The organism is Photobacterium sp. WH77, assembly GCF_022014395.1.
Classification (GTDB): domain Bacteria; phylum Pseudomonadota; class Gammaproteobacteria; order Enterobacterales; family Vibrionaceae; genus Photobacterium; species Photobacterium arenosum.
Map to the genome: position 1 here is coordinate 154,510 of NZ_JAKLTE010000008.1, position 21,986 is coordinate 176,495.

The 21,986-nt window shown below is 52.2% G+C and carries 20 protein-coding genes; 9 read left to right on the plus strand and 11 right to left on the minus strand.

Features of this window, described 5'->3' with window-relative positions; translation table 11 throughout:
* Nucleotides 1–52: 52 nt before the first annotated feature.
* The gene (locus L6J37_RS10770; RefSeq protein ID WP_237795063.1) at nucleotides 53–862 is read left to right on the plus strand and encodes a TSUP family transporter; all 810 of its coding nucleotides are present in this window, start codon (nucleotides 53–55) and stop codon (nucleotides 860–862) included.
* 122 nt (nucleotides 863–984) lie between these two features.
* Here L6J37_RS10770 and dbpA read toward each other — a convergent pair whose 3' ends face one another.
* On the minus strand, nucleotides 985–2,361 hold the full coding sequence (dbpA, locus tag L6J37_RS10775) for an ATP-dependent RNA helicase DbpA (protein WP_237795098.1): 1,377 nt from the start codon (nucleotides 2,359–2,361) through the stop codon (nucleotides 985–987).
* A 267-nt stretch (nucleotides 2,362–2,628) separates the two neighbouring features.
* Nucleotides 2,629–3,672: a hypothetical protein gene (locus L6J37_RS10780; RefSeq protein ID WP_237795065.1), complete on the minus strand. Its 1,044-nt coding sequence runs from the start codon at nucleotides 3,670–3,672 to the stop codon at nucleotides 2,629–2,631.
* Nucleotides 3,673–3,996: 324 nt separating this feature from the next.
* Here L6J37_RS10780 and L6J37_RS10785 point away from each other — a divergent pair, with 324 nt between their 5' ends.
* On the plus strand, nucleotides 3,997–4,272 hold the full coding sequence (locus L6J37_RS10785) for a hypothetical protein (protein WP_237795067.1): 276 nt from the start codon (nucleotides 3,997–3,999) through the stop codon (nucleotides 4,270–4,272).
* A gap of 66 nt (nucleotides 4,273–4,338) precedes the next feature.
* Here L6J37_RS10785 and L6J37_RS10790 read toward each other — a convergent pair whose 3' ends face one another.
* The 6 genes from L6J37_RS10790 to L6J37_RS10815 form a co-directional block, all read right to left on the minus strand.
* Entirely contained in the window at nucleotides 4,339–5,271 is a 933-nt protein-coding gene (locus L6J37_RS10790; protein WP_218385816.1) for a hydroxymethylglutaryl-CoA lyase, read from the minus strand.
* Between the two features lie 18 nt (nucleotides 5,272–5,289).
* Entirely contained in the window at nucleotides 5,290–7,407 is a 2,118-nt protein-coding gene (locus L6J37_RS10795; RefSeq protein ID WP_237795099.1) for an ATP-binding protein, read from the minus strand.
* A 70-nt stretch (nucleotides 7,408–7,477) separates the two neighbouring features.
* Complete coding sequence (locus tag L6J37_RS10800; protein ID WP_237795068.1) at nucleotides 7,478–8,407, minus strand: enoyl-CoA hydratase-related protein; 930 nt, start codon at nucleotides 8,405–8,407, stop codon at nucleotides 7,478–7,480.
* A 25-nt stretch (nucleotides 8,408–8,432) separates the two neighbouring features.
* The gene (locus L6J37_RS10805; RefSeq protein WP_237795069.1) at nucleotides 8,433–10,040 is read right to left on the minus strand and encodes a carboxyl transferase domain-containing protein; all 1,608 of its coding nucleotides are present in this window, start codon (nucleotides 10,038–10,040) and stop codon (nucleotides 8,433–8,435) included.
* 78 nt (nucleotides 10,041–10,118) lie between these two features.
* Nucleotides 10,119–11,288, minus strand: a complete 1,170-nt coding sequence (locus tag L6J37_RS10810) for an isovaleryl-CoA dehydrogenase (RefSeq protein ID WP_237795070.1) — start codon at nucleotides 11,286–11,288, stop codon at nucleotides 10,119–10,121.
* Between the two features lie 94 nt (nucleotides 11,289–11,382).
* On the minus strand, nucleotides 11,383–11,763 hold the full coding sequence (locus tag L6J37_RS10815; RefSeq protein ID WP_303457559.1) for a MerR family transcriptional regulator: 381 nt from the start codon (nucleotides 11,761–11,763) through the stop codon (nucleotides 11,383–11,385).
* Between the two features lie 212 nt (nucleotides 11,764–11,975).
* On the opposite strand from L6J37_RS10815, the gene L6J37_RS10820 reads away from it, so the two are divergent.
* The 7 genes from L6J37_RS10820 (at nucleotide 11,976) to L6J37_RS10850 (ending at nucleotide 19,860) form a co-directional block, all read left to right on the plus strand.
* Nucleotides 11,976–13,256, plus strand: a complete 1,281-nt coding sequence (locus L6J37_RS10820; RefSeq protein WP_237795072.1) for a thiolase family protein — start codon at nucleotides 11,976–11,978, stop codon at nucleotides 13,254–13,256.
* Between the two features lie 58 nt (nucleotides 13,257–13,314).
* Nucleotides 13,315–14,811, plus strand: a complete 1,497-nt coding sequence (locus L6J37_RS10825; protein ID WP_192013634.1) for a CoA-acylating methylmalonate-semialdehyde dehydrogenase — start codon at nucleotides 13,315–13,317, stop codon at nucleotides 14,809–14,811.
* A 24-nt stretch (nucleotides 14,812–14,835) separates the two neighbouring features.
* Nucleotides 14,836–15,990, plus strand: a complete 1,155-nt coding sequence (locus L6J37_RS10830) for an acyl-CoA dehydrogenase family protein (protein WP_192013636.1) — start codon at nucleotides 14,836–14,838, stop codon at nucleotides 15,988–15,990.
* 84 nt (nucleotides 15,991–16,074) lie between these two features.
* Nucleotides 16,075–16,869 carry an enoyl-CoA hydratase gene (locus L6J37_RS10835; RefSeq protein WP_192014517.1) on the plus strand — a complete coding sequence of 265 codons (795 nt, stop codon included), beginning with the start codon at nucleotides 16,075–16,077 and terminating at the stop codon, nucleotides 16,867–16,869.
* Nucleotides 16,870–16,963: 94 nt separating this feature from the next.
* A complete protein-coding gene (locus L6J37_RS10840; protein ID WP_237795074.1) occupies nucleotides 16,964–18,115 on the plus strand; it encodes an enoyl-CoA hydratase/isomerase family protein in 1,152 nt (383 codons plus the stop codon).
* A 54-nt stretch (nucleotides 18,116–18,169) separates the two neighbouring features.
* Nucleotides 18,170–19,084 carry a 3-hydroxyisobutyrate dehydrogenase gene (gene mmsB / locus L6J37_RS10845; protein WP_237795076.1) on the plus strand — a complete coding sequence of 305 codons (915 nt, stop codon included), beginning with the start codon at nucleotides 18,170–18,172 and terminating at the stop codon, nucleotides 19,082–19,084.
* Between the two features lie 17 nt (nucleotides 19,085–19,101).
* Nucleotides 19,102–19,860 carry an SDR family oxidoreductase gene (locus L6J37_RS10850; RefSeq protein ID WP_218385799.1) on the plus strand — a complete coding sequence of 253 codons (759 nt, stop codon included), beginning with the start codon at nucleotides 19,102–19,104 and terminating at the stop codon, nucleotides 19,858–19,860.
* 86 nt (nucleotides 19,861–19,946) lie between these two features.
* Here L6J37_RS10850 and L6J37_RS10855 read toward each other — a convergent pair whose 3' ends face one another.
* The 3 genes from L6J37_RS10855 to yiaA all read right to left on the minus strand — a co-directional run bounded on the left by L6J37_RS10855 (nucleotide 19,947) and on the right by yiaA (nucleotide 21,695).
* Nucleotides 19,947–20,066, minus strand: coding sequence for a 3-ketoacyl-ACP reductase (locus L6J37_RS10855; protein WP_225444986.1), 120 nt, complete (start codon nucleotides 20,064–20,066; stop codon nucleotides 19,947–19,949).
* 80 nt (nucleotides 20,067–20,146) lie between these two features.
* Nucleotides 20,147–21,070, minus strand: a complete 924-nt coding sequence (locus L6J37_RS10860) for a LysR family transcriptional regulator (protein WP_237795079.1) — start codon at nucleotides 21,068–21,070, stop codon at nucleotides 20,147–20,149.
* A gap of 157 nt (nucleotides 21,071–21,227) precedes the next feature.
* On the minus strand, nucleotides 21,228–21,695 hold the full coding sequence (gene yiaA / locus L6J37_RS10865; RefSeq protein ID WP_237795081.1) for an inner membrane protein YiaA: 468 nt from the start codon (nucleotides 21,693–21,695) through the stop codon (nucleotides 21,228–21,230).
* Between the last annotated feature and the right edge of the window lie 291 nt (nucleotides 21,696–21,986).

The following is a 21,986-nucleotide window of genomic DNA, read 5'->3' on the forward strand; positions in this document are numbered from 1 at the left end:
CGCTGTACATGTGGTTGATGAATGAAGTAGTTGAAAAAAGAAAGGAAAGAATATGTTGGAATCCATAACCTTTGTTCCCTCAGACAGTGTATTAATCATGCTGTTCTGTGCGGCATTTATTGCCGGTATTGTCGATGCTATTGCTGGTGGTGGCGGTTTAATTACGGTTCCGAGTCTCTTGCTGGCCGGTGTGCCGCCGCTGACGGCTCTCGGTACTAACCGCTTACAGGCTGTAATTGGTGAGCTGACGTCTTTTGTGACCTATTTGTGGCACAGAGAAGTGAACCTCTCCGGCCTGTTGCTTGGCATGATAGCGACGGCAATAGGAGCAACGGCGGGTTCTTTTGCTGTCAGCTTGTTCCCGGCTGATATTCTGAGGGCGCTGCTGCCCATACTGATGGTGGCTATCACTGTTTATTCCATTTTGTCTAAACGTCTGAAAAATGTCGTTGCTGAACAGGCGAAGGTGTCTTCCCGAACTTTCATGCTGTCTATGGGGCTGATCATTGGTTTCTATAATGGTTTCTTCGGGCCGGGCACAGGTGCGATCTGGATGATCGCGTTTGCAATCTTGCTGGGATACACGATCAAACAGGCCAGTATTGCCACTAAACCATTAAACCTGATGGGTAATCTGGTTTCGCTGATTTTCTTTATCTCAATCAGCAGCGTGAATTATCAGATCGGGCTGGTCATGGGCGGCGCTCAGGTGCTGGGGGCTGTGCTGGGCAGCAAAGTGGTGATTCGCAATGGCGACAGAGTCGTGCGGCCGATATTCATCACGGTCACTTTATTGATGACGGTTAAACTGATTTACGAAACAGGTACAGGGCCAGTGCTTGCTTTCGTTGCCGGACACTGATCGTCCAACGGCAATATGTCCTGAAAAAAACGGACCGTCACAGTTAATGACGGTCCGTTTTTCTTGCTTTACGGTCTGATGGCTAAGTCAGCAGCCAGCAGCCAACAGTCGGTAATCAGTAATCAGCGTAAAGCTCTGGCCCGGTAAGAGCGGCTTTTGATTTTATCGCTGGTGATTTTAGCGAGCGCTTTTTTCATGACTTTTCTGTCAACGGCAACATAAGCACGAAAATCGGTAATGTGAATTTTTCCGACTTGCGTACCTTCAATACCGTTATTGCTTGTGAGTGCGCCCAGAATGTCACCAGGACGCAGTTTTTGCTTCTTGCCGCCATCAATCTGGATAGTGACCATGGCAGGCGCCGCAGGTGTATTATTCAGTAACGTCGTTGGCGGCAAGGGATCGCTGGTGATCTCGCGCTCGAAATGATCAGTAAGCAATGCCATTTTGTAGCCATCTTTTTCGCCATAGAAGGTATACGCGTTACCCTGGCTGCCGGCACGGCCTGTTCGGCCGATACGGTGAATATACACTTCGGTATCGTGGGCCATGTGGTAGTTAAAGACAGCGTCCAGGGCATCGATATCCAGTCCGCGGGCGGCAACGTCTGTAGCAACCAAAATACAGGCACTTTTATTGGCAAATTGCAGCAGTGTCTGATCTCTGTCTCTTTGTTCCAGATCGCCGTGCAGCGCTAACACGCTGAAGCCTGAGTCGGCCAGCTCATCTGCGACTTGCTGTGTTTCGCGCTTGGTATTACAGAACACCACGGCACTTTCCGGTTGTTTATCCAGCAGCAGCAGACGCAGCGCCTGCATGCGTTCTTTGTTGTCTTCCAGACGGAAAAAGGACTGGGCAATGGTGCTTTTTTCATGCGTCGAGGCGACTTTCACCATCACAGGTTTGTGAAGGATTTGTTCCGCGACAGACTGGATCTGTTTGGGAAACGTTGCACTGAACAGCAGGGTTTGTCGCTGTTGCGGGGCCTGTTCAATGATGGCATCCAGTGCGGGCTGGAAACCCATTTCCAGCATGCGATCGGCTTCATCAAGCACCAGCATATTCAGATTGCTTAAGCTTAAACGGCCGCGCTCTAAGTGATCGAGCACGCGGCCAGGCGTGCCGACAATAATATGGGCACCGTGTTCAAGAGAACCTATTTGACGGCCCATAGGCACACCGCCACACAATGTCAGTACCTTGATATTGTGAATACCACGAGCCAGAGTACGGATGTCCTGCGCGACCTGATCGGCCAGTTCGCGGGTAGGGCACAGCACCAGCGACTGCACTCGAAAACGTTTTACATCCAGTTTGTTCAGCAGACCCAATCCAAAAGCGGCGGTCTTACCTGAACCGGTTTTACCCTGGCCGATAACATCGCTACCGTTCAGAATTGATGGCAGGCTTTGTGCCTGAATCGGCGTCATAGAAGTAAAACCTATAGTGGCGAGGTTTTCCAACAGTTCAGGCTTCAATGACAGTGCTGAAAAAAGCAGCGGGTTATCGTTCGGCGGAGTCGAAGCAATGTCGGCATGGCTCAAGGTATGTGTCCTGTAATAGGTGGTTAGTATGACTAACCACGAAGAAATAGGGGGTTAGCACGATCTGCCATTAAAGTTAGCTGTGTTCATGATAAACGCCGAACCGTGCTTATAGGCATAATGGCCGCTATTGTACCAACCCAGACTGTGCTTCGCCTTAACTATTCGTTCTGGTACTGATTTGTTACACACTGGCTTTGTGTGGTTTACCCTGCCGTAACATCAGGGTCGGGGAATGCTGCGGTAAAGCTGATTAAATTGCCGGTTTTTGGTGAAATACAGTTCTATTTCGGCCAGAAGGCCAGGGTTGGCTTTATAGTCGAACTCTTCCTGGAAGTTGATAGTTGGTGTTAATTTCATATACAGCCAGTTTTTATGCAGCCGTCGTTGCCAGCTGAAAGCAAGCCAGGCGTTTTCAACCGCGAGATCAGGCCGGCTGTTGGCACTTACGCCTATGGTGTAAGTGAACAGATTACGGCTGCTGACTCTGTCATAAATCTCTGCAAGGTTAACGAATTGCCAGTTATTGTCATCATCGAGAAATTGTGCGCTGGTGCCTGCTCTGAGAATGGTCAGCTCTGTGGGATCGACAGTGTAATAGAAGTCAGCAGAAGTGACGCTGCCGGGGCCTCGGCTGTGGAAATAAAAAAACTCCTGCTGCAGTAAGGCTGTCCAGCCTTCGCCCAGTTTGTCTACGCGCCGGAAATGTGCCCGGGTGAAAGGATCTAACGGCAAACGCAGTTTCAGACCGATATCAAAATCGGCATACCACTCGCCAATCTGACGGCTTTCAAGCCGCACGCCGCCAATGGCCCCCCGATTGCCGGTTCGGGTTGTTTCCACCAGTCCCCGCTCTTTGTCTTCGAGACTATCGAAGTCTTCAGGATCCGTTTCAAAGATCAGTTTCCAGTTTTTTTCGGTGTGGGGAAGATCCATCCGCAGCGATATGCTTGAATCAAATTCAAAGTATTCCCTGTGCGAGTAGTTAGGCTGAATGCGAATCCGCAGGTAGCTTTCATTGATCATAGGCTCTTCATCGTCTTCCAGACTGAGGAAGTGGTCAATATTTGAGCTCATATCGATAATGGTTTCTGACAGCGATGTTTGAGTTTCTTCCAGCCAGCCTGAAAAAATAATGTCTTCCGGACCGTCTTCAGGAAGCAGCCGGGGATCAGTCTCTGGCGGGTCATCTGCCAGGCATACCACAGGCAATGCAAGCCAGATGGCAGGTATCAGTAGGGTGCTGAAAAGTAGCAGACATCTCATGTAAGCCCTCGAAACCGAATGCTAACAAATTGAAACTCAAGCCAATTGAGTATAGCTATCAGGGATAGGGTGTAGCCATTTAATATTGAGAATAAAAAATTCGAAGGTGATCTAAGTTTTGTAAGCAACAAATGAAATTAACAAGTGGGCGCGTAATCAGGATGTGCGGAAAACGCTTTTGCCGCGGTGAGTTATCGCAAATAGGAATGATTTACGAATATTTTGCCCTTCAATCGGCAACTTTATTGTCACAGAACTGGGCTACACTAATCTGGATTAGAAAATCTATACATGCCTGTATGGGTTATTGTGGTGAGGTGTAAGATGGATATGTCAGATTTTGATGGAATCAAACGTGATATCTCACTAAAAGTAGAACATATTTTCGAAGTCTACGAAAAAGAACATTATTGCATGCCGACAGTGGAAGAATTTCGGACCATGTTTAATGAACATATTGATCAGTATGTCGGGCCTGATGATTCGCTGAAAGGCGCCGGGTTGAACATGTCATCTGATACCAAGCAACGACGTGAGCAGAAGGTATGGCGAGTGGTGAATGAGCTGGAAGCAGAACAGCGATTTTTGCGTTCTGACTGACGTTTTCACCGGAGTAGAAAACATGACCAGTAATAAGGCTGGTCATGTTTTTTTATAAGCTATCTGTTATCTGTCTGAGTCGCCTGCTAAAAGTGCCAATGCTGTATTTGAAGCAGGGGGTTTGCCCAATTGCTTGCAAATGAACTCACCCGCCTGAGCCAGCTTCATGAGATCGACCCCCGTCGATATTCCGGATTGCTCACAAAGGTAAACCACATCTTCGGTGGCTACATTACCGCTTGCGCCCGGAGCATAAGGGCAACCGCCGAGACCGGCGACACTGGCATCCACAGTGCTGATCCCCATCAAAAGCGCCTGATAAATATTCGTCAATGCCTGTCCCCAGGTGTTATGACAATGCACCGCCAGTGCATCGGCAGGGATATGGGAGAGGCAGGCGTCCAGCATACGTGCAAAGCGCAGCGGCGTGGCTTTGCCGACCGTATCACCCAGTGACACTTCATAACAGCCCATCTGGTACAGCAGTCTGGCGACATTGGCAACTTGCTCAGGCGTTGTCTGCCCGTCGTAAGGGCAATCGGTGACGCAGGACAGATAACCACGTACACGAAGTTGATGCTCTCTGGCTCTCAGTAACACAGGCTCGAACCGAACCAGGCTCTGGGCAATACTGCAGTTGATATTCTTCTGGCTGAAGCCTTCCGACGCTGAAGCAAAAATGGCAATTTCGTCAGCGCCGGCCGCAATGGCGAGATCAACACCTCTGGCATTGGGGGTCAGGGCTGAATAAACAATTCCCGGCGCTCTGTGAATGCGCTGGAACACTTCGCTTGAGTCGGCCATCTGTGGCACCCATTTCGGTGAGACGAAAGAGCCGGACTCAATGTGCGTCAGCCCAGTTGCTGACAGCATATCAATTAGCTGAATTTTATCGCTGAGGCTGACATTGGCTTCATTCTGAAGGCCGTCTCGCGGGCCGACCTCGACGATTTTTACCCGACTCGGCAGATCGCTGGTGGCAGGAAAAAAAGCTGTCATTATTTACACACTCTGGTTTCAATCGGCTGAATCGGTGGCCGGGCTGAGCTGAACCAGCTCCTGGCCATGCTGTACCTGATCACCTGTGCTCGCCAATACGGACAACACCTGGCCTTGATGGGGGGCGCGCACTGTGTATTCCATCTTCATGGCTTCAATCACAATCAGTCCCTGATCTTTGTTTACCTTGTCTCCCGGCTGGCACAGCACGTCAACCACTATGCCATTTAACGGCGCCGTCGGACTGTCTTTAGCGCCGGACTCATGCGGGCCAAAGGTCGGCCGAAGCTGATAAGCGTACTGTTCCTGTCCGGTGAAGGTCAATACAGTCTGTGCAGCACTATCGAATACCAGACGGACATGTTCGCGTCTCCCTTCGACCTCAAGCGTGACGTCCGTGACATGCTGAACGGATCTTGTCGACAGCAAGCGCAGGGACAGCGGGGATAACACCAGTTCTTCACTGTCAGTATGCTGCGTTCGGGCCACTGAACAGTGGGTAAGTAATACATGATGGTGATCGTCTTTGTCTGTGACGAAGCTGAAAGTGTTGGCCGCCATTTCTGTATCATATAGAGTGATCAGCTGTTGTGCTGCTTGGTTCAGCCGCCAGCCGGACTGGTGGTCGGTATCGTTCTGAATCACGCACAGACTGGCGGCACTGAGCACCAGATTTCGGGGTAACTGATATTCAGCGCCGTCCGGTGTTTGTACATTGATAAGGCTGGCAGCCGCTGCCTGCAGGGAATCCTGATAATGCTCGATGAAATGTGTGGTCAGTTGGCCCTGAGTGAAAGAAGGGTGGGCCAGAATCCGCTGCAGATACTGGATATTGGTGGCAACACCGCCAATCTGGTACTGAGACAAGACAAACTGTAACTGATGGATAGCAGAAGCCCTGTCTTCACCCCAGGCAATGACTTTCGCCAGCATAGGGTCGTAATAAGTAGTGACAGTGTCACCTTGCGCGATGCCACTGTCGATACGTGAGCGGATCGCTTGCGCTTTACCGACAGAAAACGCGCCTGATTCCGGCTCGCTGAGAAAGTGAACCAGACCTGAGGCCGGCAGAAAGTCTTGCTGCGTGTCTTCAGCATACAGCCTGGCTTCCACGGCATGCCCCTGATGACGGATCTCAGACTGGGTAAGCGGCAAAGGCCTGCCTTCGGCTACCCGGATCTGCCATTGCACCAAATCCTGCCCTGTGATCATCTCAGTAACCGGGTGCTCAACTTGTAATCGGGTGTTCATTTCCATGAAGAAATAGGTTTGCTGTCGGGCGTCATACAGAAATTCGACAGTACCGGCTCCGACATAGTCGATGGCTTGTGCGGCCTGAACCGCCGCTTCGCCCATATGCTGGCGCAGTGAGTCGCTGAGGCCGGGTGCTGGGGCTTCCTCAATAATTTTCTGGTGGCGTCGCTGGACAGAGCAGTCACGATCTGAGAGATAAACACAGTGGCCGTGCTGATCGGCAAAAACCTGGACTTCGATATGACGGGGCTCGGTCAGGTATTTTTCTAACAGTAATCTGTCATCGCCAAAAGCGGATTTTGCCTCCCGTTTCGCTGACAGCACGGCCTCGGCGAGATCGCTCTGCTGGCGCACGATTTTCATCCCTTTACCACCACCGCCCAGCGCCGGTTTGAGGATGACAGGAAAACCTATGCGTGCTGCCTCGGTGGTTAAATTTTCAAGGCTGTCGTCATCGCCATGGTATCCGGGTAACAGGGGGACGCCAGCCGTTTCCATGATGGCTTTAGCATCTGATTTTGAGCTCATGGCCGCCATAGCATCCGGGCATGGCCCGACAAAGATAATGCCATGCTGCTGGCAGGCCTTGGCAAACGCCACATTTTCCGAGAGAAAGCCGTAGCCCGGATGAACAGCGTCAGCCTGGGTGGCTGAAGCGGCTTTGATCAGTTTATCAATGGCGAGATAGGAATCCAGCGCAGGGGATGGGCCGAGATATATCGCCTCGTCCGCCATATTGACATGTTTGGCATGGCGATCGGCATCAGAATATACCGCGATAGTGGTTATCCCCATTAACTTGGCGGAGTGAATTACCCGACAGGCAATTTCTCCCCGATTGGCAATCAGCAAGCGACGAATGGGGGTCTGCGCACTGTCCATTTCGCTTACAGCAGTGTGCTGGGCGTGCAGAGCCGGATGCTCGGAAACGGGGTGCAGCAAATCGCCTGGTTTACTCATTGTGCTCTCCTTGCCCTGAGGTGCTGTGTTTCACCCAGGCTGGGCGACGTTTATCAAAAAAAGCGTTCAGTCCTTCCTGTCCCTGAGAGGAAACGCGAATATCGGCGATCATTTCGCTGGTTTGCCGGATAAGGGCTGCATCAATTGGCTGCTGTTCGCAAAGCTTGCACAGGGTTTTGACCTGAGTCATCGCCGCCGGACTGTTCGCCAGCAAGCGGTTGAGGGTCAGTTGCAGCAGGTTTTCCAAGGTTCCAGAGCCGGTAGAGTTATCCGTGTCTGCGCCACTGTCATTGGCACTGACATTACGACTGACCTCATGAAGTATGCCAAGCTGATGCGCCATGTCAGCATTCATGGTTTCAGCGGTCAGCATCAGCCGTCTGGCCTGCCGTTGTCCTATGGTGCGGCAGACATAGGGAGCAATGGTTGCCGGGATGAGTCCGAGTTTTACTTCGCTGAGAGAAAAGCGCGCATCCTGATTGCCCAGGGCAATATCGCAACAGCAGATCAGGCCCAGTGCGCCGCCAAACGCCGAACCCTGCACCAGGGCAATGGTCGGATGGGGGAAGGTATCCAGTTCATTCATCAAAAAGGCCAGTGCCTGCGCGTCGTTCAGATTGTCATGGCGTTTTTTCCGGGCCATGGCTTTCATCCAGCGCAAATCAGCACCGGCCGAGAAATGTTTTCCCGCTGCGCGCAACACCAGCACGGAGACCTCTGAATGACTCGCCAATTGCTGAAGATAATGCCGGATTGCCGCAATCAGCTGGTCATCAAAGGCGTTCGCTTTATCCGGGCGATTCAGTGTGAGTGTGGCAATCCCCTGACGGCTGATAGTACAGAGCACAGGGTCACTGGCTGTCGCATGGAGAATTTCTGCGGTATCGCTGTATTGAAATACCGGGGTAATTTTAGAGGTCATGATCCATCCTCACAGTCGTCGGCTGTTACATTCGGAATATGCCAAATTTCGTGCTTTCAACAGGCGCATTGGCTGCCGCTTGCAACGCCATACCGAGTACATCCCGGGTTTGCGCGGGATCGATAATGCCGTCATCCCACAGGCGTGCACTGGCAAAATACGGTGATCCTTCTTTTTCATACCGTGCTTTAATCGGGGCTTTGAAGGCTTCTTCCTCTTCAGCCGACCATGTCTCGCCATGACGCTGTTTGCTGTCCCGCGTGACCTGAGCCAGTACACCGGCTGCCTGATCACCGCCCATCACGGATATCCGGGCGTTTGGCCACATCCAAATCATAGTGGGATCATAAGCACGGCCGCACATGCCATAGTTACCTGCGCCGTATGACCCTCCGATGATGACAGTGAATTTCGGCACATTGGCACAGGCAACCGCCATCACCATTTTGGCACCATGCTTGGCGATACCTTCCGCTTCATATTTTTTTCCGACCATAAATCCAGTGATGTTTTGCAGAAATAACAGCGGGATGTTGCGCTGGCAACAAAGCTGAATGAAGTGCGCCCCTTTTTGCGCGGATTCAGAAAACAGAATGCCGTTGTTGGCAACAATGCCGATGGGATATCCGTGTAAACGTGCAAATCCGCAGACCAGGGTTTCGCCGTACAGGGCTTTGAATTCATCAAAATCTGACCCATCGACCAGCCGGGCGATGACTTCACGGACATCAATTTGTTTGCGCAGATCGGTGCCGACAATGCCGTAGAGATCGCTGGCAGGGTATCGGGGGGGCAGAGCAGAAGCTGGCTGCTCAGTCACTGACACAGGGCGGTGACAGCTGGCGACCGCCTGTCTGGCTAATGCCAGAGCGTGGCGCTCATCATCGGCGTAATAATCAGCAACGCCGGATGTTTTACAGTGCACATCGGCCCCACCCAGTTCTTCCGCGCTGACATCTTCACCGGTGGCTGCTTTTACCAATGGCGGACCTGCCAGAAAAATGGTGCCCTGATTTTTTACCATAATGGCGACATCGGCCATGGCAGGCACATAAGCACCGCCTGCCGTACACAAGCCAAGGACGATGGCAATCTGCGGGATCCCTTTGGCCGACATTCTGGCCTGATTAAAGAAGATCCGCCCGAAGTGATCTTTGTCCGGAAAGACTTCAGCCTGATGGGGAAGGTTAGCGCCGCCCGAGTCCACCAGATACAGACAGGGCAAGTGGCAGCGCTCGGCAATTTCCTGTGCCCGTAAATGCTTTTTCACCGTGATCGGGTAATAGGTGCCCCCTTTAACGCTCGGGTCGTTGGCGATGATCATCACATCTGCGCCAGACACGCGGCCAATACCGGCAACAACGCCCGCACAGGGTATGGCTTCATCATAGACTTCCCAGGCCGCAAACTGGCCGATTTCAAGAAAGGGGCTGCCTGAATCCAGCAAACTGTCGATACGTTCTCTGACGGGGAGTTTGCCTTTTTTGCGTTGCCTGGCCTGCGCGTCCTGGCCGCCGCCCTGCAACTGAAGGGCAAGGCGCGTGTGAAGATCATCGACCAGCTCAGCCATGGCTTGCTGGTTGTGCCGGAACTGTGAGTCATGTGTCTGGATATGACTGTCTATGATTGCCATGATGCCGTGTCCCTGTTAACTGTCTTTTGGTGACTGTGTTCTGGCGACTGTCTTTTGCGATAGTCGTTAAAATCCTGTTTAACGGCTTTGCTCAAATAACTCCCGGCCGATCAGCATGCGACGAATTTCCGATGTACCTGCACCAATTTCATACAGCTTGGCGTCCCGCAGCAGGCGACCAGCAGGAAACTCGTTGATATAGCCGTTTCCGCCCAGCAGTTGTATCGCATCCAGCGCCATCTGAGTGGCCAGTTCAGCGCAGTAAAGAATGACGCCCGCGGCATCCTGGCGAGTGGTTTCTCCGCGATCACAGGCCGCAGCCACAGTGTAAACATAGGCACGGGCTGCGTTCATACGCGTGTACATATCCGCGATTTTGGCTTGTACCAGCTGGAATTCCCCGATGGATTTTCCGAATTGTTTTCTGTCGTGGATATAGGGCAGGCAGACATCCAGACAGGCTCGCATAATACCCAGCGGCCCGGCAGCCAGCACCACGCGTTCGTAGTCCAGGCCGCTCATCAGCACTTCGACGCCTTTATTGAGCGGGCCCAGCAGGTTCTCCGCCGGCACTTCGCAGTCGGTAAACACCAGTTCACAGGTGTTGGAGCCGCGCATACCTAATTTGTCGAGCTTCTGGGCGCGGGTGAAACCGGGAAAGCCACGTTCAATGATAAAGGCGCTGATGCCTTTCGACCCTGCCTGGGGATCGGTTTTTGCGTACACGACAAAGGTATGGGCATCCGGTCCATTGGTGATCCACATTTTGTTGCCGTTCAGAATGTAGCGATCGTCTTTTTGGTCTGCCCTGAGCTGCATGCTGACCACATCGGAACCCGCGTTGGCTTCACTCATAGCCAGAGCACCGACCTGCTCACCACTGATGAGGCCAGGCAGATATTTTTCTTTCTGCGCCTGGGTGCCATTGCGGAAAATCTGATTCACACACAGGTTGGAATGTGCGCCGTAACTGAGCCCGACCGAGGCCGAAGCCCTGCTGATTTCCTCCATGGCGACCACATGCGCCAGATAGCCCATACCAGCCCCGCCAAATTCTTCACTGACAGTCACCCCCAGCAAACCCATTTCACCCAGCGCAGCCCATAAGTGGGAGGGAAACTGGTTGTCTTTGTCAATTTGTCCGGCAATGGGAGCAATGGCATCGGCGGCGAAGTGGTTGACGTGATCGCGTAGCATATCCAGTGTTTCACCGAGGCCAAAGTTGAGCGGGGTAAACAGGTCTTTCATAGGATCTCCTTTATCCGGTAACCGGACTGGTCCTGAGAAACGGCTGTATTCTCAACAAGATGTCGTGATGCTCAGTTGGCGATTAGCCAACGGGCTATTTTTCTTTCGTTTTACCGTTCAGTGCCAGTTTACATCGGCTTTTGGCGGCGTTCAGTTCTTCCATGACAACCTTAATGTCGTCTAACTGGCGTTGAAGTTTGTGCTGTTTTTCGTCGATCATTGTGATCATTTGCCGCAATTGGCCGTCACTTTGGTTGGTATCGTACAGGTCAAACAGCTCGCGGATTTCGGCCAGCGAAAAACCCAGTCGCTTTCCGCGTAGAATTAATTTCAGCCGTGTTTTGTCCCGCCGCTGATAGATGCGTATGGCACCTTCTCTGTCTGGCTGGAGCAGCCCCACATCTTCATAAAAACGAATGCTGCGGGTGGTGATACCAAACTCTTTGGCAAGTTCACTGATCTTAAAGGTGTTCACCACGCTGCTGTCCTCTCGTTGCGGATTAAGCGGGACTGAATAACCGACTGTCACAGAGTGGAGTCAGAACGCTGGCCAGGCCGGCATCATGGCAACAATTCTGTACGCCTATCAACCAAATAGAAGTGATACTGTTGTTGTTTTGTTTCTTAACGTTTACGTAAATGTTAGTGCTATGCTTACGTAAACGTCAAGAAAAGTGGAGCCGGGTAATGGAAACCACCACCAAGACAGCCGCACCCCAACGCGGCGAGTCTCAGCAACCGGAAAAGGAAGTCTGGATAGTGTCTGCCAAGCGAACTCCTCTGGGCAGTTTTCAGGGGCAGTTTTCTTCTTTGTCGGCAACAACACTGGGGGCGTATGCGATAAAAGGCGCACTGGAAAGCATTGGTATTTTCGCCGATGAATTAGCCCCCGATCAGCCCGATGGTCTGAACATTGACGAAGTGCTGATGGGCTGTGTACTGCCGGCCGGCTGTGGTCAGGCGCCGGCCCGTCAGGCGGCACTGAATGCCGGTTTACCCATTTCTACAGGCTGCGTGACAGTAAATAAAGTGTGCGGATCCGGGATGAAAACCGTGATGCTGGCTGCGGATATGATCCGTGCCGGCAGTATTCACACTGCGGTGGCCGGAGGCATGGAAAGCATGACCAATGCACCGTATCTTCTCCGGCAGGCAAGGGGCGGTTTTCGCCTCGGGCATCAGACAACGGAAGACCACATTTTTCTGGATGGTTTACAGGATGCTTACGAAGGCGAACTGATGGGCGTGTATGCACAGCAGATTGCCGATGCGATGCAATTTAGCCGCGAAGACATGGATGACTGGGCTGCAATGTCAGTAGAGCGGGCGCGTCTGGCGATAGAGCATGGCTGGTTTGATCAGGAAACCTGCCCGGTGGTGGTGGCGGATCGTCGCGGGGAGCATCTGGTGAAAACCGATGAACACCCCAATGAAGTCGATCCGGCAAAGATCCCGCAGCTTAAGCCGGTATTTGCCAGAGACGGCACAGTGACTGCCGCTAATTCCAGCTCCATTGCCGATGGCGCAGCCGCGTTGCTGATGATGGACAGTGAAACTGCCCGCCATCATGGTTTATCGCCCATAGCGATCATTCGCGGTCAGACAACCCATGCACGCCTGCCGTCTGAATTTACCCTGGCACCGGTAGACGCCATCCGTCAGTTGCTGGATCGTCTGAACTGGTCAGTCGATGAGGTGGATCTGTGGGAAATCAATGAAGCGTTTGCGGTCGTTACGCAAATTGCGGTGCGTGAACTGCATTTAAATGCCGACAAGGTCAATATTCATGGCGGCGCTTGTGCCCTGGGGCATCCGATAGGGGCCAGTGGCGCCCGAATCATCGTCAGCCTGATACATGCCCTTCGGCGACAACAGCAGGAAGACGGCGCCGTCTGCAAAGGTATTGCCTCGTTATGTATTGGTGGCGGGGAAGCCACAGCAATCGCAATTGAATTACCGGCTCAGTAACATTCGTGCCTGGCAGCGGTGACGCCAGCTATGGAAAGACAGGTGAGAGGACGTGAAAATGATTGAGAAAGTACCTCTGTTTATTGAAGGAAAATTTTGCCAGTCGCAGTCAGATGAATGGATTGATGTGACTAACCCCGCGACCAACGAGGTCATCGCCCATCTGCCTTGCGCGCTGACATCCGAGATCGATAAAGCCATCGCCAGTGCCAAAGCCACCTTTGAGAAATGGAAAACTGTACCCGTGCCTGAACGGGCCAGACTGATGCTGAGTTACCAGCAACTGCTCAAAGCACACCATGATGAATTGGCCTGTTTGCTCTCCAGTGAAACCGGCAAAATTCTTGCCGACGCCAAAGGGGATGTCTGGCGCGGGATTGAAGTGGTTGAGCAGGCGGCAAACATCGCCAGCCTGATGATGGGTGAAACCACTGAAAATGTCGCCACTAACATCGATACTTACTCTCTGATTCAGCCACTGGGTGTTTGCAGCGGTATTACGCCGTTCAACTTCCCGGCCATGATCCCGCTGTGGATGTTCCCTCTGGCTATCGCTGCCGGTAATACCTTCATCCTTAAACCTTCCGATCAGGTGCCTCTGACATCAGTCAGGCTGGCTGAATTGTTCGAACAAGCCGGTGCGCCTCCCGGTGTGCTGCAGGTCGTACATGGCCGCAAAGCCCAGGTTGATCATCTGCTGGAACATCCGGATATCCGTACTGTGTCTTTTGTCGGCTCAGTGCCGGTCGCACGCTATATCTATCAAACCGGTACACACAATCTGAAACGTGTTCAGGCGTTCGCGGGTGCGAAGAACCATCTGGTTGTCATGCCTGATGCGAACAAAGAACAGGTGATCAACAATCTGGTGGGGGCGTCCGTCGGGGCGGCTGGTCAACGTTGTATGGCAATTTCGGTTGCCGTGTTTGTTGACGGCGCAAAAGCCTGGATTCCCGAACTGAAAGAAGCCATGGCAGCCATGAAGCCCGGCGGCTGGGATGAGGAAGATGCCGCTTACGGTCCTCTGATCAGCGCGGAGGCCAAAACGCGGGTACTGCGACTGATTCAGGAAGGCAAAGCGCAAGGGGCGGTGTGCGAGCTGGATGGTACTGAATGCACAGTGAAAGATTACCCGAATGGTAACTGGGTCGGGCCGACGTTATTCAGTGGCGTCACCCCGGAAATGAGCATTTACCGCGAGGAAATTTTTGGTCCTGTGCTGGTCTGTGTCGAAGCGGCTTCGCTTGAAGAAGCGATTGCACTCATCAATAACAACCCTTACGGAAACGGGACGTCTATTTTCACCGCCAACGGCGCGGCGGCGCGCAAGTTTCAGCATGAGATTCAGGTTGGTCAGGTGGGTATCAATGTGCCGATTCCTGTGCCATTGCCTTTCTTTTCATTCACGGGCTGGCGCGGCAGTTTCTATGGTGACTTACATGCTTATGGCAAGCAGGCCGTCCGTTTTTACACCGAGACCAAAACGGTGACAGCGCGGTGGTTTGATGACGACATCCCGAAAGGACCTAACCTGACCATAAATATGGATCATTGATGACTACCTGTGCCGGAGTAAGCGATGGATTTTGAACTCAATGAAGATCAGCGTGCCTTTGAAGAAGCAGCACGTCAGTTTGCCAGGGAGCAGTTATTACCTATGGCTGCCAGCTGGGACGAAACCTCTACTTTCCCCAAGGATGTGTTGCGTCAGGCCGGTGAAATGGGATTTCTCAGCCTGTATACACCGCCGGAGCAAGGTGGCATGGGGCTGAATCGGCTGGATGCCTCCGTCATCTTTGAGCAATTGGCAATGGGCTGCACCTCGACCACAGCGTTTATGACGATACACAATATGGTGAGCTGGATGGTTGCCAGTTTCGCGACCGATCAGGCCAGAACTGAATGCTGCCCGAAACTGAGCTGCGGTGAATGGCTCGGATCTTATTGTCTGACTGAAGCTAACGCAGGTTCTGATGCGGCATCGCTGACGACCAAGGCGGTGCGTATAGGGGATCATTATGAGATCTCTGGCGCTAAAGCCTTTATTTCCGGTGCCGGAGATACGGACTTGCTGATTGTGATGGCCCGAACCGGTGAAGCCGGGCCTGACGGCATCTCGGCGTTCATAGTGCCGGCCGGTGCTGAGGGCATCAGCTATGGCCGCAAAGAGCCTAAGCTGGGCTGGCACAGCCAGCCAACACGCGCGGTGACATTCGATAAAGTCCGGATTCCGGCTTATTACCTGTTAGGTGAAGAAGGCCAGGGATTCAGATTCGCCATGAAAGGCCTGGATGGCGGCCGGATCAACATAGCAACCTGCTCCGTGGGTACCGCGCAGCAGGCGCTGAATCTGGCTCGCCAGTACATGACAGAGCGCAAACAGTTTGGCAAACCGTTGGCTCACTTTCAGGCCCTGCAATTCAAACTGGCCGATATGGCGACTGAACTGGTGGCGGCCCGTCAGTTGGTGCGATATGCCGCCAGCAAGCTGGATCGCGGCGATCCGGAAGCGACGGCGTATTGCGCCATGGCAAAACGCTTTGCAACCGATGTGGGTTTTGCGGTCTGTGATCAGGCGTTGCAGCTCTATGGCGGCTATGGCTATATCCAGGAATATCCGATTGAACGCCATTTCCGCGATGTGCGGGTACATCAGATTCTGGAAGGAACCAATGAAATCATGCGCTTGATCATCGCGCGCCGGTTATTGAACGACGATACTGCACTGCTTTGAATCGTTGTGCTCAGTCCACAGGCAAGAAGTTACCCAAACTACGTAATCACAGAGTACGCAATTAAAGATAAAGAGGGCGGGATGATGCACCCACTGACACAAACAAACGGCCCGATTGAGGTGACGATTGATGGCCATGTTGCAGTACTGACCATGAATAATCCGCCAGCTAACACCTGGACGGCAGACAGTCTTCATCAGCTGAAATCTCTGGTCGAAGCACTGAATGCAGACAAATCCATTTATGCCTTGGTGCTGACGGGAAAAGGTGAGAAATTCTTTTCTGCCGGTGCCGATCTCAAACTCTTTGCCAGCGGCGATAAAGGCGTGGCAACTGACATGGCCTATTGCTTCGGTCAGGCCTTTGAAACATTGTCGTCCTACCGGGGTGTCTCGATTGCTGCGATTAACGGTTATGCAATGGGCGGTGGCCTTGAAGTGGCGTTAGCCTGCGACATCCGCATTGCTGAGGCCCATGCGGTGATGGCATTACCTGAAGCCAGTGTTGGCCTGCTTCCTTGCGCTGGTGGTACGCAGAACCTGGCCTGGCTGGTGGGTGAAGGCTGGGCAAAACGTATGATTTTGTGTGGTGAGCGGGTGGGCGCCTCGCAGGCGCTGGACATCCGTCTGGTTGAAGAAGTGGTGGCGTCAGGGCAAGGGCTGGAGACGGCAATGAAACTGGCGGCGGAAGTGGCTAACCAGTCCCCGACAGCGGTCACAGCCTGTAAGGCATTGATACAGCAAGCAAGGTTTGCGCCTTTACATCAGGGGCTCATTCAGGAAAGGGAGCGTTTTGTCCGCCTGTTTGATACAGCCGATCAACAAGAAGGGGTGAATGCGTTTCTGGAGAAACGTGCACCTGTCTGGAAAAACGAATAATACAGAAATACTGGATGTCGTGTCCGCCACAATGGTTCTGGCTGACACGCAGGATGGAAAGATCATGAATGGAGAATTCATGAATGGAGAGATCATGACAGGAACAATCAAATTTAACGAGCTGGAATGCGCAGACGGCTCCCGCATTGGTGTCGCGGCACTGGAAAACCCCGCAGCACTGAATGCACTGACACTGCCAATGCTCAAGCAGTTAAGCATTCAACTGGCTGACTGGGAAAATGACAGCAATATCGCGTGTGTTTTTCTTCACAGCGAGCACAGCAAAGCCTTTTGCGCCGGCGGTGACGTGCGCGCCATGTACCATGCCATGATTGAAGCCGATGCCCACAAGCAGGCCGGCGAAAGCGGCGCATCGCCTGAAGCTTTTCTGACTGAGTATTTCAGTGTTGAGTATCGCTGTGATTATCAGATTCATCAGTACAAAAAACCGCTCATCGTATGGGGTGAAGGCATTGTGATGGGCGGCGGAATCGGCCTGTATATGGGGGCGAGCCACAGGGTAGTAACCCCGACCAGTATACTGGCGATGCCGGAAGTCACGATCGGCTTGTATCCGGATGTTGGCGGCACCTGGTTTCTGAATCAGTTACCTTCCGGCATTGGCCTGTTCTTGGGACTGACGGGGGCACGTGTGAATGCCAGCGATGCTCTCGATCTGAAAATGGCGGATTACATTTTATTGTCTGAGCACAAACAGGCCGTGCTTTCCGGTTTGCAGGCGATTGACTGGCAGCAGGCTGGGGAATCAGACCTGGCGGTCACAGCGTGTTTGGGTCAATTAGCGGAAGCCGCGAAACCAGCATGGCCGCCCAGCCAGATGATCCCGTACTTTCCTCAGATTCAGGCTGCCAGCGTAGGGCGAGACCTGAACGAAATTTGTCAGCAAATTCAGGCCATTGACGGCTTAGGTACCTGGCTGGAAACCGCGAAATCAACCCTGAAACAGGGCAGTCCGGTTACGGCGCATATTTGCTACCGGCAAATGACGGACTACAAAGCCCTTTCTCTGGCTGATTGTTTCCGCCTTGAGCTTGGTTTATCTGTTCGCTGCGGCATGCTGGGCGAGTTTCAGGAAGGCGTCCGGGCACGATTGATTGATAAGTGCGGCGAACCGAAATGGATTTTCCCCAATGTGTCGGCAGTAGATAGCAGCGTGATTGATGATCTCTTTGCACCCATGTGGAGTGATGATGATCACCCGCTGCGCAACTTAGGCGCAGAGTAATACCAGCACCCAACGCATAGAGCCGTGCTTACAGAGTCTGAACAGGAGTGTGTTATGGCAGCAATAGCATTTATTGGATTAGGCAACATGGGCAGCCCGATGGCGAGGAATTTACTCAGCGCGGGTTATCACGTCAATGTTTACGATATCAATACTGATGCGGCTCGTAAGCTGGAAAAAGAGGGGGCTAAGGTGGCGTCCTCTTTAAAAGAAGCAGTGGCCGGAGCGGATACCGTGATCACCATGCTGCCGGCAGGTCAGCATGTCCATGATGTCTATCTGGGGCCAAAAGGACAGCCTGAAGCCGGCCTGTTCAATCTGGTTTCATCCGGCACTTTTCTGATTGACTCTTCCACTATTGATCCCGCAACGGCAAAAGAAGTGGCCAGCCATGCCCAGCAGCATCAGCTGGAGTTTGTTGATGCTCCTGTCTCTGGCGGTGTTGCCGGTGCAGAAGCCGGTACGCTGACATTCATCGTCGGTGGAACGGATTCAGCTTTTCATCGCGCCGAAGCGGTTCTGCAGCATGTAGGGAAAAACATCTTTCATGCGGGACCGGCCGGTGCCGGGCAGATGGCAAAAATCTGTAATAACCTGATGCTGGCCGTTCAAATGGCGGGTGCCTGTGAAGCGATTAATCTGGGCATGGAAAACGGATTGAATCCCAAGGTGCTGTCGGACATCATGCTGCAAAGCTCCGGCCGTAACTGGGTACTGGAGCTTTACAACCCTTGTCCTGGGGTGATGGACAATGCACCTGCCAGTAAAGGTTATCAGCCTGGGTTTATGAGTAAACTGATGCTCAAAGATTTGGGATTAGGTATGGATGCTGCACTGCAAAGTCAGACGTCTGTGCCAATGGGAGCACTGGCTCGCAATCTGTATGCGTTTCATAATGCGAACGGCAATGAACAGCGCGATTTTTCCAGCCTGTTTGAGTTTTATCACGGTGAAGTAAAACAACATTAAAGTGAAAGGAGATCAGTATGGATCTACGAAATGCTGTGATTGCAATCACCGGTGCTGGTCAGGGATTAGGGCAAATGATGGCCGTGACGCTGGCTCAGGCCGGTGCTGACCTGGCCTTGATAGATCTCAATCAGGAAGGCCTCGCGCAGACGCGAACTCAATGCCAGATGTTAAGCAGCAAAGCGTTGACCTATGCAGCGGATGTCACTCAGGAAAGCCAGGTTGAGCGGGTATTCGATCAGATCATTGACGATTTTGGTCAGTTGGACGGCTTAGTGAACAATGCCGGTATTCTGCGTGACGGCTTGCTGGTAAAAGTGAAAGAGGGTGAAGTAACAAAAATGTCCCTTGAGCAATTCAATGCCGTGATGACAGTCAACAGTACAGGGACTTTTCTCTGTGGGCGTGAAGCTGCTGCCCGTATGATCCAGACGCAACGGCCTGGGGTGATTATTAATATTTCCAGTGTCGCCAGAGCCGGAAATTTTGGTCAGTCCAACTATGCTGCTTCCAAAGCCGCAGTAGCTACTATGGCTGTTTGCTGGGCAAAAGAGTTGGGACGTTATGGCATTCGCGCCGCGGCTATCGCGCCGGGAGTCGTCAGAACGGCAATGGCTGATCAAATGCCGCAGGAAGCGATAGACAGGCTTGAGAAAATGATCCCGTTAAAGCGTGTTGGTCAGGCCAAAGAAATTGCTCATGCGGTGAAATTTATTCTGGAAAATGACTATTTTACCGGGCGGGTGCTGGAAGTGGATGGCGGCATGAGAATGTAGTCAGCGTTGCTCTGTTTGATCAGAATTCAGGTAATACGGGCCAGTTATGGCCCGTCAATTATTGGTCCGTAAAGTATGTCGATAAACTAGGGGCCGTACACGATGGCGTACAAGGCGAGCCCGCCACCAATGACCAGCATCAGCAGCGACAGGTAGACAGTGATTTTAGTCAGTAGTGACATCCATTTAGGCTGGGTATCGGGCATAGTTTTGATATCTTCGGGTTAGTGCGTATGACAGTTTTCTGTCGCGGGACAATGCCACAAAATAAACCGGCAGGCGAGTGCTATTCACATTTGATTGCAGTTTTCATCATTGTGATTCCGTGAGGTTTGTCCATCGGCTGTGAATCACATGGAATCACGGGCGGATTGCGTTGAAACGCATGGCTGATCGACTTTGCATACTGGGCCGTCAGCCGGGACTGTGACCGGGATGCCAGTGCCAGCACGATATCAATATTCGGCAGCGATGGCAGCCAATCGGCATTCAGAACCCGTAAATCCGACGACATACTGCTTCGTGCCATTGCCCCGATGGCCAGTCCGGCCCGCACCATACCGCGTTGTGCTGTTGCACTGCTGCTGCAACTGATCAGATCAAAGCTGATTTCCTGTTTCATCAAACCATCCAGCGCCGCCGCATGAAATTTACAATCTGCCTGGAAAAGCGCAATGGGCAGTGGACGACGATGAAGTAAATCGGTTTGCGATGTGCCGTACCACACTCCCTGATCATGCATTAGAAAGTGGCCTTCTTCCGAGTCTGGATGGCGTGTCAGCATGGCGGCATCTAATTCGCCTTTATCCATCAGTTGCCTTAAACGCACGCTGGATGCACAGGTGACATGTATCTGAACCGGACCAAGTTGTTCGCGAATCAGGAAAACAAGGTGCGGCAGCAAGGTTTCAGCATAATCATCCGGGCAACCGATCAGCAAAGGTTGGGTGTTTGTATTCGATTTCAGGCTGGATACTGCCTCGTCATGCAGGCTTAGCAGTCGGCGGGCATAGCTTGCTAATTGTTGCCCCTCGTGAGTCAGCACCAATTGACGACCTTCACGCTGAAACAGGCATTTATCTAATTCCTGTTCCAGTTTTTTCATCTGCATACTGATAGCAGACTGTGTTCTGAAGGTCTGTTTTGCTGCTCGGGTGAAACTCCCTGTATCGATAAAAGCGAGAAAGCTGCGCAGCGCATCAATATCCATAAGCGTCCCTGACGAAAATCCATCTACATGTAAGAGTCAGGCAAGCATACAGCGAGTGTGGCCAGAATGTCACTAAGCCAAAAGCAGCAAAAACACAGGCAGCCATGAGGGCTGCCTGTGATCGTAACAGGGAGGGATAGAGTTGAGAGACAGACTATTACAGCTTTTCTGATGCAGTATCGGCAGTTTCCGTTGAAGGTGAACTTGCAATGTTATGAGGCGTTTCTTGTTCAAAATAAGAGAGATCACGGACATTTTTCTGAGTCACAATTGCGCTGAACAGCCCGAGCACAAATGCAATGGCAAAAAAGCCTTTTTCATTCAGTGCCAGTGTATCGGCGTTCCACAGACCAATGACCATTAACGCACAGGCGATAGCCACACAGGCAATCACCAGCATTTTATATGCGCTGGTGACTTTAATGTCTTCCATTTCATCCCGTACCGTCTTTTGTAAAGTGATCACACTGAACAGGCCAAAGAGCATGACAACAAGATAGTAGCCTTTTTCATTGAGCTGAAGATCGGCATTCAGTAATCCGACGGCATAGGCACATAGTGCAATCGCGAGTGCCGCCCACGATGTGAACACGAACGCTTTGGTTGGCTTTAAAGATGAATTCATTTTGTACCTTTAAGTAAGAAAACAAGATCGTGATGAAACGGTTAATACTGTAATCAGCTCTTTCAGATAGGCGACTGCATAATGGATGAATGTTTAATGGAATTGATATCTTTATAGGCGTCATGTAAGTGTTTATTTGTCATACGGCGAGCCAGGAAACGGGGTATCGGAGGATTCGCCAGTGCCGTCGAAGAGTACGACTACTTCGGTGGTGTCATCCGGAGAGCGAACAACCCAACCATTGGGGTCAGCGTTTTTTCTGGGGGTGCAGTCCATCCGATATGAATAACA

Bases quoted from the DNA above. Each gene is read 5' to 3' on its own strand.
- L6J37_RS10770 (WP_237795063.1), top strand. From the start codon at position 53: ATGTTGGAATCCATAACCTTTGTTCCCTCAGACAGTGTATTAATCATG.
- L6J37_RS10780 (WP_237795065.1), bottom strand. From the start codon at position 3,672: ATGAGATGTCTGCTACTTTTCAGCACCCTACTGATACCTGCCATCTGG.
- L6J37_RS10785 (WP_237795067.1), top strand. From the start codon at position 3,997: ATGGATATGTCAGATTTTGATGGAATCAAACGTGATATCTCACTAAAA.
- L6J37_RS10790 (WP_218385816.1), bottom strand. From the start codon at position 5,271: ATGACAGCTTTTTTTCCTGCCACCAGCGATCTGCCGAGTCGGGTAAAA.
- L6J37_RS10795 (WP_237795099.1), bottom strand. From the start codon at position 7,407: ATGGACAGTGCGCAGACCCCCATTCGTCGCTTGCTGATTGCCAATCGG.
- L6J37_RS10800 (WP_237795068.1), bottom strand. From the start codon at position 8,407: ATGACCTCTAAAATTACCCCGGTATTTCAATACAGCGATACCGCAGAA.
- L6J37_RS10805 (WP_237795069.1), bottom strand. From the start codon at position 10,040: ATGGCAATCATAGACAGTCATATCCAGACACATGACTCACAGTTCCGG.
- L6J37_RS10810 (WP_237795070.1), bottom strand. From the start codon at position 11,288: ATGAAAGACCTGTTTACCCCGCTCAACTTTGGCCTCGGTGAAACACTG.
- L6J37_RS10820 (WP_237795072.1), top strand. From the start codon at position 11,976: ATGGAAACCACCACCAAGACAGCCGCACCCCAACGCGGCGAGTCTCAG.
- L6J37_RS10825 (WP_192013634.1), top strand. From the start codon at position 13,315: ATGATTGAGAAAGTACCTCTGTTTATTGAAGGAAAATTTTGCCAGTCG.
- L6J37_RS10830 (WP_192013636.1), top strand. From the start codon at position 14,836: ATGGATTTTGAACTCAATGAAGATCAGCGTGCCTTTGAAGAAGCAGCA.
- L6J37_RS10835 (WP_192014517.1), top strand. From the start codon at position 16,075: ATGCACCCACTGACACAAACAAACGGCCCGATTGAGGTGACGATTGAT.
- L6J37_RS10840 (WP_237795074.1), top strand. From the start codon at position 16,964: ATGACAGGAACAATCAAATTTAACGAGCTGGAATGCGCAGACGGCTCC.
- mmsB (WP_237795076.1), top strand. From the start codon at position 18,170: ATGGCAGCAATAGCATTTATTGGATTAGGCAACATGGGCAGCCCGATG.
- L6J37_RS10850 (WP_218385799.1), top strand. From the start codon at position 19,102: ATGGATCTACGAAATGCTGTGATTGCAATCACCGGTGCTGGTCAGGGA.
- L6J37_RS10855 (WP_225444986.1), bottom strand. From the start codon at position 20,066: ATGCCCGATACCCAGCCTAAATGGATGTCACTACTGACTAAAATCACT.
- L6J37_RS10860 (WP_237795079.1), bottom strand. From the start codon at position 21,070: ATGGATATTGATGCGCTGCGCAGCTTTCTCGCTTTTATCGATACAGGG.
- yiaA (WP_237795081.1), bottom strand. From the start codon at position 21,695: ATGAATTCATCTTTAAAGCCAACCAAAGCGTTCGTGTTCACATCGTGG.